We start from the raw sequence: 14,971 nt of genomic DNA, 5'->3' as shown, positions 1-14,971 counted from the left end.
AAGAATCCATGCCATGCGCTACGTCCACTTAAATCGAACCGGACAGCCGTGGGTCGAGCCCGGCAATGACGATAAGACGTGTGCATCCAGCAGGGTCAAGCCGGCCATGATGGCTGAGTCCGGTCATGCCGGTGGTGTTGTCGGGCCCGGAGCCTTCCTTACAGGGGCTTGATCTGCACCTTGCGGAATTTCACGACACCGGAGCCGTATTGCAGGGCGAAGGGTCCGCCGGCATTGTGCTTGGAGTCCTGGACGTCCGCGGTCTTCTGGCCGTTGAGCACGACCACGAGATGCGATCCCTGCGCCGTGATTTCATAGGTGTTCCACTTGCCGGCGGCCTTCGGCATCGGATCGACCTTGGCGACATCGACGATCGCGCCGGTGCCGTAGCTCGGGTCGGGGCGCTTGTCGAAGATATTGACCTCGTAGCAGATCTTGGCGTCGATCTTGTCGCGCTGATCGCAGCGGATGAAGATGCCGCTATTGGCTTCCTCGTCGGTCCAGAACTCGGCCTTGATCTGGAAATCCTTGTAGGAGTCCTTGCTGACCAGATAGGAGAGGTCCTTGCCGTCGAGCTGGTCGGCGGCGAGCGCGCCGTCCTTCATCGCCCAGTTGGCCTTGCCGACTTCGGTCCAGTCGCCCATCTTGCTGGAATCGAGCAGCGTGACCCAGCCGTCCTGACTGGATGCGACGCCGGAATATTGCAAGGCGGCGGCGCCGACCAGCAATCCGGCCGCGATTATCGACACGCGTTTCATCAATGTCCTCCGTTTTGCGTTTTTGTTGCGCGGAACATAGAGGCCGGCACCGACCGCGTAAACGCGTTTTTCATGTTGCAGTGCATTGCCGCGGTGCGCGACGCGCGCGAGCCCGCGTCTTGCATCGCGCGAACCGGACCGGTTAGCATGGCGGAAACATCAGGGAGAAAACAATGAAAGCCGCAAGCCGGTTCTGGCGCGCCCTCGTCACCGCAACGGCTCTGGCCGGCACGACCGGCATCGGCCTTGCCGCCGAACTCAATCCCGCGGCGGTGGTCTACAAGCTGCCGGACCAGGTCAAATGGAGCGCGCCCGATGCACGCGGCGTGCAGAACGCCGTTCTGGTCGGCGACCCCGGCAAGCCCGGCTTCTACGCCATGTATGTGAAGTGGCTGAAAGGCAACCATTTCAGCCGGCCGCATTTCCATCCCAACGACCGTTACATCACGGTGCTGCAGGGCACGTGGTGGGTGGCGACCGGACCGAAATTCGATCCCGCCATCACCGTGCCGATGCCGGCGGGCAGCTTCGTCACGCATTTCGGCAAACAGGTGCATTGGGATGGCGCCAAGGACGAGGACGCCATGCTGCTGATCGTGGGCGAAGGGCCGGCCACCTCGACGGATGCGGAAGAGAAATAGGTCAGCCGGCTAGCGCATCGCGCCTTGCTCCATCGCCAGTTCTGCCTTGAGGCTGTCGATGTCGCGGTAGATCGAGGCGACCGCAAGCACGCGGCCCCGGCTCTTGTATTTCAGCAGGCAATCGCGGGCTGCGATATCGCCATCGATCGCAATCTCGTCCCACTTTTCGGCATGGCCGACATAGTTGATCGGCACGTCGTAATGCTGGCTCCAGAAAAACGGCACCGCATCGAACGCTTCGCGCGCTCCCAGCATGTTGCGCGCAGCGGTCTGTCCCTGACGCTCGGCCACCACCCAATGCTCGACCCGGATGCTCTCTCCGGAGTACGGATCCGGCCAGCGCGCGATATCGCCGGCGGCATAGATTCCGGCGATGCTGGTTTCGAGATGGCCATTCACCGCGACGCCGCGATCGAGCGCGAGGCCGGCCTGTTCGGCGAGGCCGAGGCGGGGACGAACCCCGACGCCGACCACCACGAGATCAGCCTCCAGCACGGTGCCGCTCTTGAGCGTCGCACGATGGCCGTCGATCGAAACCACGGTATCGCCGAGGTGGAAGATGATGCCGTGCTCCTCGTGCAGCGCGCGCACGAAATCGCCCATCCCGGGCCCGAGCACGCGCTCCATCGGCCGCTGCTCCGGCGCCACAACATGAACCTCGAGGTCGCGCGCACGCAACGCCGCGGCGGCTTCGAGCCCGATGAAGCTCGCACCGATCACGATCGCGCGGCGTGCGCCTTTCGCCGAGTCGATGATGGCGCGGCAATCGCCGAGCGAGCGCAATGTGTGGACATGCGGCTGGCCGACGCCGGGGATCGCCAGCCGCACCGGCTCGGCGCCGGTCGCCAGCAGCAGGCGGTCGTAGGCGACCGCTGCGCCGCCGACGACGACGTTGCGCGCCTGGGGATCGATCGTAGTGACGTCGCTCTGGAGCCGCAGGTCGATCCCCGCCCCGGCGTAGAAATCGTCCGGACGCAGCGGCAGCCAGTCCTCCGGCGCGCTGCCGGCGAGATAATCCTTCGACAGGTTCGGCCGGTCGACCGGCGGCGCGGCGTCGTTGCTCAGCATGACGAGGTCGCCGTCAAACTGCTGCCGCCGCAGCATCTCGGCGGCGGCAAATCCCGCGGCACCCCCGCCGACGATTACGATTCTGCCGGGCGCATCGGCGGACTTGCCGCCGCGCGGCTTCCGCGGTTCGCGCTTTTGCCGGACCACGATGCGATCACCCTCGAACTCGACCTGCCAGACGGCGAGCGGGGCAAGCGCCGGCGCACGCGCGGCTTCGCCGGTGTGCAGATCGAAACAGGCGTGATGCCAGGGACAGCGGATGCTTTCGCCGACCACAACGCCGTCCGCGAGCGGCCCGTGGTAATGACTGCAATGCGCGTCGATGGCGAAGATCTCCTGTCCGGAGCGCACCAGCAGGACATCCTGATCGCCGACATGGCCGAGCAAGGCCGCGCCGGCGAATTCGCTTAAGACAAACCCTTGCGTGAGATCCGGCCCGGCGGGCGGAGCTTTGTCTTCAGCCATGTTTTGACTCCCTCGAGGCGCGCCGCGGAGGCTGGTTTCATGCGCGCTACGGTTTTACACCAGATAGACTTCGCCCGCGATTCATATAATCTGCGCCCGCGGCGCATTCGGACCATGCATAATGCTGACGGCTCAACGGGATTCGATCCGGTTACTGCACGGCATTCTGGTGGCCTCGGTCGCGGTACCGGCAGCGCTTTTTGTCTATGCATCGTGGCTCGGCTATCAGAGCAATCAGCTCACCGCCGACCGGCAAATCGACCGGACGCGCGACGTGCTGACCGAGCACGCGCTCAAGGTATTCGAAACCCTGGAACGCAGCATCGCGGAGATCAACGAAGTCGTCCGCGACATGCCCGACGACCGGATCGCGGCCAATGAGGAAAGCCTGCATCGACGGTTCGAGCGGCTGGCGGACAGTTCGGAACAGGTCAAGTCGGTCTGGATCTTCGACAGGAACGGCCATGCGCTGGTCAACAGCTTGACCTATCCGACGCCGACAATCGATTTTTCCGACCGGGATTATTTCAAGGCGCATGTCGATCGGGAGATCGGAGTCTATGTCGGCGAGGTGCTGCGGCCAAGGCCGCCCTATGGCGGCGCGCCGTTCTTCGGGGTCAGCCGGCGGCGGTCGTCTCCGGACGGCAGTTTCAACGGCGTGATCCAGGCATCGATTCTGCCGGATTATTTTTCGGGATTTTACGCCAGGATCGGCCGCGAGGCCGGCAGCTACGCAGCGCTGATCCGCGACGACGGCCTGATCCTGGCCCGCTACCCGGAGGCCGACCGTACCTCGCTGGCGCCGAACGGCGGATTGCTGCAAGCGATCCACGAACATACCGAGGGGACGATATCGCTGGTTTCGGCGGTCGATGGCATTGAACGCACCGTGGCCTACCGCAAGGTGGCGCGATTTCCGGTCTACGTGGTGGCCGGGTTGGAAACCTCGGCGATCCGCGCGCAATGGTTCGCGCAAATGAGCAACCATCTGCTGTTCGGATTGCCGGCAACGGCCGCGCTGATAGCGATCGTGTTGCTGGCGCTGAAACGGACGCGGCGCTTCTACGAGGAGGCGTCGCGCCGGCAGTCCGCCGAGAACGCCCTCAAGCAGTCGCAGCGGCTGGAAGCGCTGGGCCAGTTGACCGGCGGCGTCGCGCACGACTTCAACAATTTGTTGATGGTGGTCGGCGGATCGGCGCAGCGGCTGCGACGGCGGCATCATGATCCGGCGGACGTCCGCTCGCTCGAAATGATCGAGTCCGCGGTGCGGAAGGGATCGAACCTGACGCGGCAATTGCTGTCGTTCGCGCGGCGCCAAAACCTGTCGCCGAAGGTGATCGATCTCGTCGACTGCATCGAGAAATTCCGCGAGGTGTTGAAGCAGTCGATCCCGGGAAACATCGCCATCGAATTCGACGCTTCGCAGCGCAAGGTGCCGGTCAAGGTCGACCCCGATGAATTCGAGATCGCGCTTCTCAATTTGACCCTCAATGCCCGCGACGCCATGCCCGACGGCGGGCGGATCACGATCAGCGTCAAAACCGCGAGGCTCGACAACGACGCCGGTCCGGGCGGACTGCAGGGCGAGTTCGCGGTGATCGGCTTTTCGGATACCGGCTCGGGCATTGCGGACGACATCCGTGACCGCATCTTCGAGCCGTTCTTCACCACCAAAAAGGTGGATCGCGGCACCGGGCTCGGACTGAGCCAGGTCTACGGGTTTGCCCAGCAATCGCAGGGCGCGATTATCGTCGCCAGCCGCCCCGGCGCCGGCACGACATTCGAATTGTTTCTGCCCCGTTGCGACGAGGTCGTGCCGGCGGAGAGCAAGGCGGTCGACGAGGCGCCGCTGCCGGTCAAGCCTGCGACCGTGTTGCTGGTGGAAGATCACCCGGACGTGTCGGCGGTCGGCTCCGACTATGTCGAGCAGTGCGGCTTCAAGGTGGTTTGCGCGACCTCGGCCGAAGTCGCGGTGGATATCCTCAACCGACGGACCGACATCGATCTGGTATTTTCCGACATCGTGATGCCCGGCATGAGCGGCCTCGAGCTCGGCAGGCTGATTCGAGAACATCACCCGGAGACGCCGGTGGTGCTGGCCTCCGGTTACAGCGACCGCGCCGCGCTCGCCGTCGAGGAAGGATTTATATTGCTGCAAAAGCCGTATTCGCTCGAAGCCTTACGGAAATCATTGGCCGAGGCCATACAGCCGCCGCATCGCGATTTCGAGCCGGCCGTTTCGCGCCAGAGCGCTTGAGCGAGCAGCGCCACAGCATGGAAAACCCACCGGACATTTCACCTTGGCCGGAATTACCCTATCCGGCGTGGCGCGACAGTTGCGAGACATTGCATCTGTGCACCCAGATCGTCGGCAAGATCCGGCTGGCGCGAACGCCTTGGCTCAATCATTCCTGGCACGTCGCTCTGTACGTCACCTCCCGCGGCCTGACCACGTCGCCGATTCCCGATGCGGCGCGATCCTTCCAGATCGATTTCGATTTCATCGATCATGTATTGCGGTTCGCAACCAGCGACGGCCAGGAGCGGCAACTGGCTTTGACCGCGCGACCGGTCGCGGCGTTTTACGCTGCGGTCCTGGCCGCGCTCGCCGAACTCGGCATTGACGTCGCCATCGACGACAGGCCGAACGAGCTGCCGAACCCGATCCGCTTCGGCCAGGATTATACGCATGCTTCTTACGATCGGGACGCCGTGCACCGATTCTGGCAAGTGCTGCGCCAGGCCGACCGCGTCTTCGCCGGGTTCCGCACCGCCTTCATCGGCAAATCCAGCCCGGTGCATTTTTTCTGGGGAAGTTTTGACCTCGCGGTGACGCGTTTTTCCGGGCGGCGCGCGCCGCGCCATCGCGGCGGCGTGCCCAATCTTCCCGATGTGGTGGCGCAGGAAGCGTATTCTCACGAAGTCAGCAGCGCCGGCTTCTGGCCCGGCGGCGGCGCGATCGATTATCCGGCGTTTTATTCCTATTGTTACCCCGACCCGGCCGGCTTCCGCACCGCGCGCGTAAAACCGGAAGCGGCATTCTTCAGCGAAGCGATGGGCGAATTCATCCTGCCATACGATGCAGTTCGCACCGCTGCGGATCCCGACAACACGCTGCTCGATTTCCTGCAGAGCACTTATGAGGCCGCCGCCGACGCAGCCCAATGGGACCGCGCCGCGCTGGAATGCGCGTTGGGGCAGCCCCGGGTGCCGCGCAAGCTTTAGAGCGCGATGAATCCGGTCAGGCGCATTGCGGCGCTGTGCCCGACGGCGAGACCCTGAACCTCTCGGCGGCTCGACTTCCACCGCGCCAGCGCGCACACAACTCCGCATTCACTTTAAATAGCGTCGCAACCGCGGAACCCGCGCAACGCCCGGGCGTTATTCGTGCAGTTCAATTCAGGAGGCTGATATGGGTTTCGGTCGAGGTGCTCTGCTTTGGCTAATCGGAATTCCGCTTCCGATCATCCTTATTCTTGCGCTGTTCATGCATCACTAGGCTGACATCGTCAGAAATGAGTTTCGCCGGACCGCGAACGCGGCGAAGCAGAAAACGGCCTCGCCTTCCCCCCCAAAGGCGGGGCCTTTCTCGTTTCGAGGACAGCGCCATGAACGACGATCTTCTCAATAAAGGCCAACGCGACCGAAGCCATATCGCAATGGGCCAGCCGCACGAAGTGCAATACTGGACCGAGCATCTGCGCGTCACGACCGATGAACTGCAACGCGCGGTCGACAAGGTCGGAAATTTCGCCGCCGCGGTGCGCAAGGAATTGGGACTCATGGGGGAGCCGCCAATGACTGCCTTGCAACACGGCGAAAGCCTGCGCCCGCTTAGGTCTGCCGTGGAATGATGCAGTCCATCATCCCGTGGATCGGCGCCTGCGCCGCCATCCTCACGTCGCTCTCCTACGTCCCACAGGTTCGAAAGGCATGGCCGCGCGGGTCGACCCACGATCTGTCGTTGCACATGCTGATGGTTCTGACCGCCGGTTTGCTGCTCTGGATCGGGTATGGCGTGTTGAAAGGCGATTGGGTCATCGTCGCCGCCAACAGCGTCGGCGCGACATTGTCCGGCTGTGTGTTGGCTTTCAAGCTCCGCGACCTGCGGTCGAAGACATAAGAAGACATAAGGGGATTTCATGGCGGTCTGCAGCATCAACTTAGCCGCAGCGCCGTGGAACCTGATCGTTTTGAGCGTGTTGACCGCCAACCGGTTCGGGTCGCGATCAACGAGCAAGGAGCCTACGATGGGGTTTTTTTCGAAAGACATCAAGACAATGGAGGATCTGCTGCTGCACGGGCTGCAGGATATCTATTACGCCGAGCAGCAGATCACCAAGGCGCTGCCCAAAATGATCAGCCAGGCAACCAACCGGGATTTGGCGCAGGGTCTCAAGAACCATCTTGAAGAAACCAGCAAGCAGATCGAGCGGCTGGACGAGGTGTTCAAGAAGCTTGGCAAGAAGCCGTCCGGCACGGACTGCCCGGCCATCGACGGCCTGATCAAGGAATCCGACGCCACTGCTGGCGAGATCGATGACAAGTCCGTGCTGGACGCAGCCATCGTGGCCAACGCGCAAGCCGTCGAGCACTACGAGATCGCCCGCTACGGCACGCTGATCGCATGGGCCGAGGAACTCGGCCATGACGACATTGTCCGGTTTCTGACCACCAATCTGAACGAGGAAAAAGCCGCTAATTCGAAACTCAACTCCGTTGCGCTCCGCAAGGGAGTCAATCGCAAAGCCGCAAGCTGAAGGAAAACGCATATCATGAAACGTACACTTTTCGCCCTCGGGTGTCTGCTGCTCGCAAGCCCCGTGCTCGCTCAATCGGTAGGCGAGAAAACCGGCGTCAATTCGGCGCTCGGCGTCAGCCCGAGCACCGCTGATTTCGTCAAGGAAGTCGCGATCAGCGACATGTTCGAGATCCAGTCGAACACGCTCGCAAAGGACAAGGGCAACGCTGCGGAAAAGACTTTCGCGTCGCAAATGGTCACCGACCACACCAAAACCAGCAACGAACTCAAGGGCTTGGTCTCCGGCGGCAAGGTCAAGGCGGAATTGCCGACCGCCCTCGACAGCGCGCATCAGAGCAAGCTCGACAAGCTCAAGGGCGAAAGCGGCAAGGACTTCAGCTCGGACTTCAATTCGATGCAGGTCAGCGCGCACAAGGACGCGGTGTCGCTGTTCGAACGCTATGCCAAGGGCGGCGACAATGCCGACCTCAAGGACTGGGCCGGCAAGACCCTGCCTGCGCTCAAGCATCATCTGGAGATGGCTGAAAATCTCGACAAGACCAAATAGCAAATCACGGCTCGGCGCGGTTTATCAGCGCCGAGCCGAAGGATTGCCGGCTTCCGGGCTCGACCATCGTTAATCATGGTTTGCAGATGGCGCGAGTCCCGACGGGATCAGATGAAGTCCGGCTTGGCGTTCATCCACCGGAGCTTACAGGGGTCGATATGTCCAAGCGGAAGCCCGAGCAGTCCCAGCAACAGATCAGCAGCGACAACCGCGCGCACAAGAAAAAACAGGGCGGCGGCTTGGGCAAGATGTTTGGCGATATCGCCAACCGCACCTCCCAGGCCGCCGGGCGTGCATCGACTTTCATGGTGGCAGCCGGCATTATCGTGGTCTGGGCCGTCACCGGGCCGGTGTTCGATTATTCGGACACCTGGCAGCTCGTGATCAATACCGGCACTACGATCATTACCTTCCTGATGGTGTTCCTGATCCAGAATTCCCAGAACCGCGACAGCGCGGCCATCCAGGTGAAGCTTGACGAACTCATCCGCGTCAGCGCCGCCCATAATTCCTTTGTTGGAATCGAACATCTGACGGACGACGAACTCGAAGAGATCCGGACCAGATGCGAGAGCCGGGCCAAGGCTGAAAAGGTCGGCGAGGCCTCGGTCGAGAAAGCCGGCGAGAAAGCCAAGAAGGCCGCGGAACGCGCGGTGGGATGATGGCGCGCGCAAAGGACAAGGCGGAAGATAGTGTCAGCCGTCAGACCACGGCAAAGAACATCGAAGCAATCCTGAAGCTTGAAAAGGAAGACGAACGGGATTTGTCGGCATTTCACCGCATTTCCCATACCGTGGGATGGTTCGTCGGGACGATTTATTTCGTCTTTTTTCAAGGTCTTATCGTCCTGTTGTGGATCGGCTTGAACACGAAATTTCTCAATAGCGGCCTGCCGTTCGATCCGTTTCCCTTTGCGCTGCTCTCGACCCTGCTGGCGCTGGAAGCCGTACTGCTGACCTCCTTCGTCCTGATCCGGCAGAACGCGATAGATCTTCGTTCGGAACGGCGCAATCACCTTGATCTTCAGATCAACCTGCTGGCCGAAAAGGAAGCTACCAGCATTCTAAACGTGCTGCGTGAGGTCGCCGACCATCTGGGCGTCGATGTTTCTAAGGATGCCGAACGCGAAGAACTCGCCAAGGATACCGCGGTCGAAGGCATCGCCCGGGACCTCCGTTCCAGGGAGAAAAAATCCTAAGACCCGGCGTAAATTTCCGGAAAAACGCTTTGCGGCGTTTTATCGCCGGCAGCACTCCTGCCGTCTGGAACGCAGGGCTGTCTGGGGCATTGTATTGACCACAATTGTACCGGGGGATTTCAACATGGCCAAGTCGTCGAAGCGCTCAGAGGGCAAGTCCGCCATCCACGATCAGAAGCTCGACCGCGGCGAAGGCGGCGAACTGCATCAGACCGCGCGCGGTGACATTCCGGTGCTGACCACCGCGCAGGGCGGCCCGGTTTCGGACGACCAGAATTCGCTCAAGATCGGACCGCGCGGACCGACCCTGCTGGAGGATTTTCATTTCCGCGAGAAAATCTTCCATTTCGACCACGAACGGATTCCGGAACGCGTCGTCCACGCCCGCGGCTACGGCGCCCACGGCTTTTTCGAAAATTACAAGCCGTTGTCCAAATATACCCGCGCCGACCTGTTCCAGCGCGCCGGCGAGCGAACGCCAGCCTTCGTGCGGTTCTCGACGGTCGCCGGGAGCAAGGGTTCGGCCGATCTCGCCCGCGACGTGCGCGGCTTTGCCGTCAAGCTCTATACCCAGGAAGGCAACTGGGACATCGTCGGCAACAACATCCCGGTGTTTTTCATCCAGGACGCCATCAAGTTTCCCGATGTCATCCACGCCGTCAAGGAAGAGCCGGACCGCGCATTTCCGCAGGCGCAATCGGCCCATGACAATTTCTGGGATTTCATCAGCCTGACGCCCGAAAGCATGCACATGATTATGTGGGTGATGTCGGACCGCGCGATCCCGCGCTCGTTCCGCTTCATGGAAGGTTTTGGCGTTCACACCTTCCGGCTCGTCAATGCCAAAGGCACATCGACCTTCGTCAAGTTTCACTGGAAACCGAAACTCGGCCTGCAGTCGGTGCTGTGGAACGAGGCGGTGAAGATCAACGGCGCCGACCCGGACTTCCATCGCCGCGATCTCTGGACCGCGATCCAAACCGGCAACTTCCCTGAATGGGAGCTGCAATTCCAGCTGTTCGACCAAGCTTTCGCCGACAGCTTCGAGTTCGACGTGCTCGATCCTACTAAACTGATCCCCGAGGAAATACTGCCACCGATCCCGGTCGGCCGGCTGGTGCTCGACCGCATGCCGGATAATTTCTTCGCCGAAACCGAACAGGTCGCGTTCATGACGCAGAACGTGCCGCCCGGTATCGACTTCTCCAACGACCCGCTGCTGCAGGGCCGCAACTTCTCCTATCTCGATACGCAGTTGAAGCGCCTCGGCAGCCCGAACTTCACGCACATTCCTGTCAATGCGCCGAAATGCCCGTTCCATCATTTCCAGCAGGACGGCCACATGGCGATGCGCAACCCGGTGGGGCACGTCAACTATCAGCCCAATTCGTTCGGCGAAGGCCCGCGGGAATCCCCCCAGCGCGGCTTCACACCGTTTCCCGACGTCGAACAGGGCCCGAAGCGGCGGCTGCGCGCGGAAAGTTTCGCCGATCACTACAGCCAGGCACGGCAGTTCTTCATCAGCCAGACCCCCGGCGAACAGCACCACATCGCGGCAGCGCTCACCTTCGAGTTGAGCAAGGTGAAAACACCGGTGATCCGCGAGCGGATGGTGTCCCATCTGCTTAACATCGACGACACGCTGGCGGGCAACGTCGCGACGGCGCTCGGCCTTAAGGCGATGCCGAAGCCGGCCGACGCGGCGATGCCGACGCGACAAGACCTGAAGGAATCTCCGGCGCTCAGCATCATCGAAAAGGGGCCGCAGCGTTTCGAAGGCCGCAAGCTCGGCATCCTCGTCACCGACGGCGCCGACGCGGCCCTTCTGAAGGCGTTGAAGGCGGCGCTGGCCAAGGCGGGCGCCACGCTGGAAATTATCGCGCCCCACGTCGGCGGCGCGAAAGCCAGCGACGGCAGCTGGATCGAGGCCGATCAGATGATCGACGGCGGACCATCGGTGCTTTACGACGCGATCGCGCTGCTGCCCGGGCCAGCCATGGTGGACGGCCTGGTGCAGGAATCGACGGCCCGCGATTTCGTCGCCGACGCTTTCGCGCACTGCAAGTTTATCGGCTATGTCGAGGCGGTGCTGCCTTTGTTCGAAAAAGCCGGTATTGCCGCCTCGCTCGACGAAGGCTGCATCGTCCTCAAATCGCCGAAAGACGCGGCCGGCTTTGTCGCCACCCTCGGCAAGTTACGGCATTGGGCGCGCGAGCCAGGCGTGAAAATGCAGTAAAGCCGGAAAACCCTTTAGCCGTCACACCGCGGTGGCGCGGGCGAACTCTACGTAGATCTCGCGCAGCCTGGTCGTCATCGGACCCGGCTTGCCGTTGGCCACCGTCCGGCCGTCGATCGTCACCACCGCCTGTACGAACAGCGAGGCGCTGGTGATGAAGGCTTCTTTGCCGGCCAGCGCTTCATCCACCGAAAACGCCCGTTCCTCGACGCGAAGCTGCCGTTCCTCGGCCAGCTTCATCACCGCCTTCCGGGTGCATCCCGGCAGGATCGCGCTGGAATTCTGCCGGGTCACCAGCACGTCATCCTGGGTCAGGATGAATGCCGACGACGATCCGCCCTCGGTGACCTTGCCGTCCTCGATCATCCAGGCTTCGGCGCAGCCGGCTTCCGCGGCGGCTTGCTTGGCGAGCACCTGCGCCAGCAACGCCACGCTCTTGATATCGCGCCGCGCCCAGCGGATATCGGGCACGGTGACGACTCCGATCCCGGTCTTTGCCGACGCAGCGTTGACGATGTCCTTTGCCGAGGCGAACATCACCAGCGTCGGCTTCGGATGCTTCGGAAATGCGAAGTCGCGCGGAATCGCCGCCCCGCGTGTCACCTGCAGATAGACGAGGCCGTCGGTCAAATCGTTCCGCGCGATCAGCTCTTTCTGGATGTCCACGATCCGCTGCAGCGTTACCGGCAGCGCAAGCGCGATCTCGCCGACCGACCGCTGCAGCCGCGCCAGATGGGAATCATTGTCGATCAGCTTGCCGTCAAGCACCGCGGAGACTTCGTAGATGCCGTCGGCGAACAGGAAGCCGCGGTCGAACACCGACACTTTCGCGTCGGCCGCCGGCACGAATGAGCCATCGACGTAAACGATCTGTTGCAAGAGAATCTCCATGCCTGCACCAAAGCAGCACGCCCTCTTATATGGGATACCTTAACGCATAAGAACCCGTTTTCGGGCCACCCGTTCGACCGTCTAATGCGACAGGATCCTGGACAGGAATTTCTGCGCGCGGTCGCTGCGCGGGCGGCCGAAGAAATCCTCCTTGGGCGCGTCCTCGACGATCTCGCCCTGGTCCATGAAGATGACGCGGTGCGCGACCTTGCGGGCGAAACCCATCTCATGGGTTACCACCATCATGGTCATGCCCTCGCGGGCGAGATCGACCATGACGTCGAGCACCTCGCTGATCATCTCGGGGTCGAGCGCCGAGGTCGGCTCGTCGAACAGCATGGCGATCGGGTCCATCGCCAGCGCCCGCGCGATGGCGACGCGCTGCTGCTGGCCGCCGGACAGCTCGGCCGGGAACTTCCGGGCGTGGTCCTGGAGGCCGACGCGCTGCAGCAGCGCTGCGGCCTTGGCCGCCGCCTCCCGGCGACCGCGGCCGAGCACCTTTTCCTGCGCCAGGCAGAGGTTCTCGACGATCCGCAGATGCGGAAACAGCTCGAAATGCTGAAATACCATGCCGACGCGCGCGCGTAGCTTGGGCAGATCGGTTTTCGGATCGTTGACCTTGATGCCGTCGAGGATGATCTCGCCGCTCTGGAACGGCTCCAGCGCGTTGACGCATTTGATCAGCGTCGACTTGCCCGAACCCGAAGGACCGCACACCACCACCACCTCGCCCTTGGCGACGCGCGTGGTGCAATCCTTCAGCGCCTGAAAGCTCGGCCCATACCATTTATCGACGTGGCTGATCTCGATCATGAACGGCTCGCTAGCGGAGAACGGCGATCCGCGCCTGCAGGCGCCGGACGCCGAACGACGCGCAGAAGGAAATCGTGAAATAAACCAGGGCCGCGAACAAATACATTTCGACCAGCCTTCCGTCGCGCTGCGCGACCTTGCTGGCGGCGCCGAGAAAGTCCGGGATCGACAGCACATAGACCAGCGAGGTGTCCTGGAACAGCACGATGGTCTGGGTCAGCAGCACCGGCAGCATGTTGCGGAACGCCTGCGGCAGCACGACGTAGCGCATGGTTTGGCCATAGGTAAGCCCGAGCGCCTGGGCCGCCGCAGGCTGGCCCCTGGAAATCGACTGGATGCCGGCGCGCATGATTTCGGAAAAATATGCGGCTTCGAACATGACGAAGGTGACCAGCGAGGAGGTAAACGCCCCGACCCGGACCGGGCGGGACGCGCCGGTCAGCCATTGCCCGATATAGGGAACCAGGAAATAGAACCAGAAGATCACCAGCACCAGCGGCAGCGACCGCATCAGGTCGACATAGAGGCCGGCGAACCGGCCGAGCAGCCTGAAACCGGACAGCCGCATCATCGCGATCAGGGTGCCGAACACCAGGCCGCCCAGCGCGGCAAGGCCGGTCAGCGTCAGCGTGAAGGTCATGCCGTCGATAAACAGATAGCCCAGCGAGCGCCGGATCACGTCGAAGTCGAAGTTGGCGAACATCGGCGTCCTCACTTGCCGGTGATGTAGCCGGGGATGGCCACGCGGCGCTCGAGCAGGCGCATGGCGGTCACGACGACGGCGTTGACGAGGAGATACAGCAGCGTGGCCGCGGTGAAGGCTTCGAACACCTGAAACGAAAACTCCTGCATGGCGCGCGCCTGGCCGGTCAGTTCGATCAGGCCGATGGTGATGGCGACCGAGGTGTTCTTGATGGTGTTGAGAAACTCCGAGGTGAGCGGCGGCAAGATGATGCGAAACGCCATCGGCAGCAGCACGTAGCGATATTTCTGCAGCGTGGTGAGACCCAGCGCGGTTGCGGCCAGTCCCTGCCCCCGCGGCAGCGAGTTGATGCCGGCGCGCAACTGCTCGGCGACCCGCGCGGACATGAACAGCCCGATCCCGGCGGCCGCCGTATAGAACGGCGCGTGGGCCATCTGCTTGAGCCAAAGTCCCCACGCCTGCGGCACGATTTCCGGTAATACGAAAAACCACAGGAACAGCTGCACCAGCAACGGCATGTTGCGGAACAATTCGACGTAGGCAAAGCCGATCCGCCCGGCAATGTTCGACGGCAGCGTGCGCAGCACGCCGATGACCGAGCCGAACGTCAGCGCCACGATCCAGGCGCAGATCGCGGTTTGAAGGGTAAGGACCAGCCCCGACAGCAGCATGTCGAGATAGCTGCCGGTGCCGTTCGGCGCCGGCTCGAAGAAGATGCGCCAGTTCCAGTGGTAGTTCACGAACTCACCTCACGGCGATCCGACGTCCGCGACGATCGATTCCGTCATGGCCGGGCTCGTTCCGGCCATCCAGGTCTTTACTTCGCGCTCCGGGCAAGACGTGGATGCCCGGACAAGCCCGGGCATGCCGGTAAAGATGTGGCGTCTTC

At 62.4% G+C, this 14,971-nt stretch carries 16 protein-coding genes; 10 read left to right on the top strand and 6 right to left on the bottom strand.

Features of this window, described 5'->3' with window-relative positions:
* Positions 1 to 158 precede the first annotated feature (158 nt).
* On the bottom strand, positions 159 to 758 hold the full coding sequence (locus tag ACFE72_RS19595; protein WP_375414779.1) for a DUF1080 domain-containing protein: 600 nt from the start codon (positions 756 to 758) through the stop codon (positions 159 to 161).
* 173 nt (positions 759 to 931) lie between these two features.
* On the opposite strand from ACFE72_RS19595, the gene ACFE72_RS19590 reads away from it, so the two are divergent.
* Entirely contained in the window at positions 932 to 1,399 is a 468-nt protein-coding gene (locus tag ACFE72_RS19590; protein WP_375414778.1) for a cupin domain-containing protein, read from the top strand.
* Positions 1,400 to 1,408: 9 nt separating this feature from the next.
* Here ACFE72_RS19590 and ACFE72_RS19585 read toward each other — a convergent pair whose 3' ends face one another.
* The gene (locus tag ACFE72_RS19585; protein ID WP_375414777.1) at positions 1,409 to 2,932 is read right to left on the bottom strand and encodes an FAD-dependent oxidoreductase; all 1,524 of its coding nucleotides are present in this window, start codon (positions 2,930 to 2,932) and stop codon (positions 1,409 to 1,411) included.
* 121 nt (positions 2,933 to 3,053) lie between these two features.
* Here ACFE72_RS19585 and ACFE72_RS19580 point away from each other — a divergent pair, with 121 nt between their 5' ends.
* The 9 genes from ACFE72_RS19580 to ACFE72_RS19540 all read left to right on the top strand — a co-directional run bounded on the left by ACFE72_RS19580 (position 3,054) and on the right by ACFE72_RS19540 (position 11,675).
* A complete protein-coding gene (locus ACFE72_RS19580) occupies positions 3,054 to 5,189 on the top strand; it encodes an ATP-binding protein (protein WP_375414776.1) in 2,136 nt (711 codons plus the stop codon).
* Positions 5,190 to 5,206: 17 nt separating this feature from the next.
* On the top strand, positions 5,207 to 6,157 hold the full coding sequence (locus ACFE72_RS19575; protein ID WP_375414775.1) for a DUF5996 family protein: 951 nt from the start codon (positions 5,207 to 5,209) through the stop codon (positions 6,155 to 6,157).
* A 383-nt stretch (positions 6,158 to 6,540) separates the two neighbouring features.
* On the top strand, positions 6,541 to 6,786 hold the full coding sequence (locus tag ACFE72_RS19570) for a DUF3606 domain-containing protein (protein WP_375414774.1): 246 nt from the start codon (positions 6,541 to 6,543) through the stop codon (positions 6,784 to 6,786).
* A complete protein-coding gene (locus ACFE72_RS19565; RefSeq protein WP_375414773.1) occupies positions 6,783 to 7,055 on the top strand; it encodes a SemiSWEET family sugar transporter in 273 nt (90 codons plus the stop codon). Before ACFE72_RS19570 ends, ACFE72_RS19565 begins: the two co-directional genes overlap by 4 nt.
* Positions 7,056 to 7,182: 127 nt before the next feature.
* On the top strand, positions 7,183 to 7,692 hold the full coding sequence (locus ACFE72_RS19560) for a ferritin-like domain-containing protein (protein WP_375414772.1): 510 nt from the start codon (positions 7,183 to 7,185) through the stop codon (positions 7,690 to 7,692).
* Positions 7,693 to 7,707: 15 nt separating this feature from the next.
* Positions 7,708 to 8,241 (top strand): DUF4142 domain-containing protein, encoded by a 534-nt coding sequence (locus tag ACFE72_RS19555; protein WP_375414771.1) that lies wholly within the window; start codon positions 7,708 to 7,710, stop codon positions 8,239 to 8,241.
* 248 nt (positions 8,242 to 8,489) lie between these two features.
* Positions 8,490 to 8,903, top strand: coding sequence for a low affinity iron permease family protein (locus ACFE72_RS19550; RefSeq protein WP_375414783.1), 414 nt, complete (start codon positions 8,490 to 8,492; stop codon positions 8,901 to 8,903).
* Positions 8,900 to 9,439: a DUF1003 domain-containing protein gene (locus tag ACFE72_RS19545; protein ID WP_375414770.1), complete on the top strand. Its 540-nt coding sequence runs from the start codon at positions 8,900 to 8,902 to the stop codon at positions 9,437 to 9,439. The genes ACFE72_RS19550 and ACFE72_RS19545 overlap by 4 nt, the downstream gene beginning before the upstream one ends.
* Positions 9,440 to 9,563: 124 nt before the next feature.
* The gene (locus tag ACFE72_RS19540) at positions 9,564 to 11,675 is read left to right on the top strand and encodes a catalase (protein WP_375414769.1); all 2,112 of its coding nucleotides are present in this window, start codon (positions 9,564 to 9,566) and stop codon (positions 11,673 to 11,675) included.
* A 21-nt stretch (positions 11,676 to 11,696) separates the two neighbouring features.
* Here ACFE72_RS19540 and ACFE72_RS19535 read toward each other — a convergent pair whose 3' ends face one another.
* The 4 genes from ACFE72_RS19535 to ACFE72_RS19520 form a co-directional block, all read right to left on the bottom strand.
* The gene (locus ACFE72_RS19535) at positions 11,697 to 12,554 is read right to left on the bottom strand and encodes a D-amino-acid transaminase (RefSeq protein ID WP_375414768.1); all 858 of its coding nucleotides are present in this window, start codon (positions 12,552 to 12,554) and stop codon (positions 11,697 to 11,699) included.
* A 93-nt stretch (positions 12,555 to 12,647) separates the two neighbouring features.
* Positions 12,648 to 13,379, bottom strand: coding sequence for an amino acid ABC transporter ATP-binding protein (locus ACFE72_RS19530; RefSeq protein ID WP_375414767.1), 732 nt, complete (start codon positions 13,377 to 13,379; stop codon positions 12,648 to 12,650).
* A 10-nt stretch (positions 13,380 to 13,389) separates the two neighbouring features.
* The gene (locus ACFE72_RS19525) at positions 13,390 to 14,082 is read right to left on the bottom strand and encodes an amino acid ABC transporter permease (RefSeq protein WP_375414766.1); all 693 of its coding nucleotides are present in this window, start codon (positions 14,080 to 14,082) and stop codon (positions 13,390 to 13,392) included.
* Between the two features lie 8 nt (positions 14,083 to 14,090).
* Positions 14,091 to 14,822: an amino acid ABC transporter permease gene (locus tag ACFE72_RS19520; RefSeq protein WP_375414765.1), complete on the bottom strand. Its 732-nt coding sequence runs from the start codon at positions 14,820 to 14,822 to the stop codon at positions 14,091 to 14,093.
* Between the last annotated feature and the right edge of the window lie 149 nt (positions 14,823 to 14,971).

This window comes from uncultured Bradyrhizobium sp., from assembly GCF_964252615.1.
Classification (GTDB): Bacteria; Pseudomonadota; Alphaproteobacteria; order Rhizobiales; family Xanthobacteraceae; genus Bradyrhizobium.
This window is presented reverse-complemented; position numbering and strand designations above follow the sequence as displayed.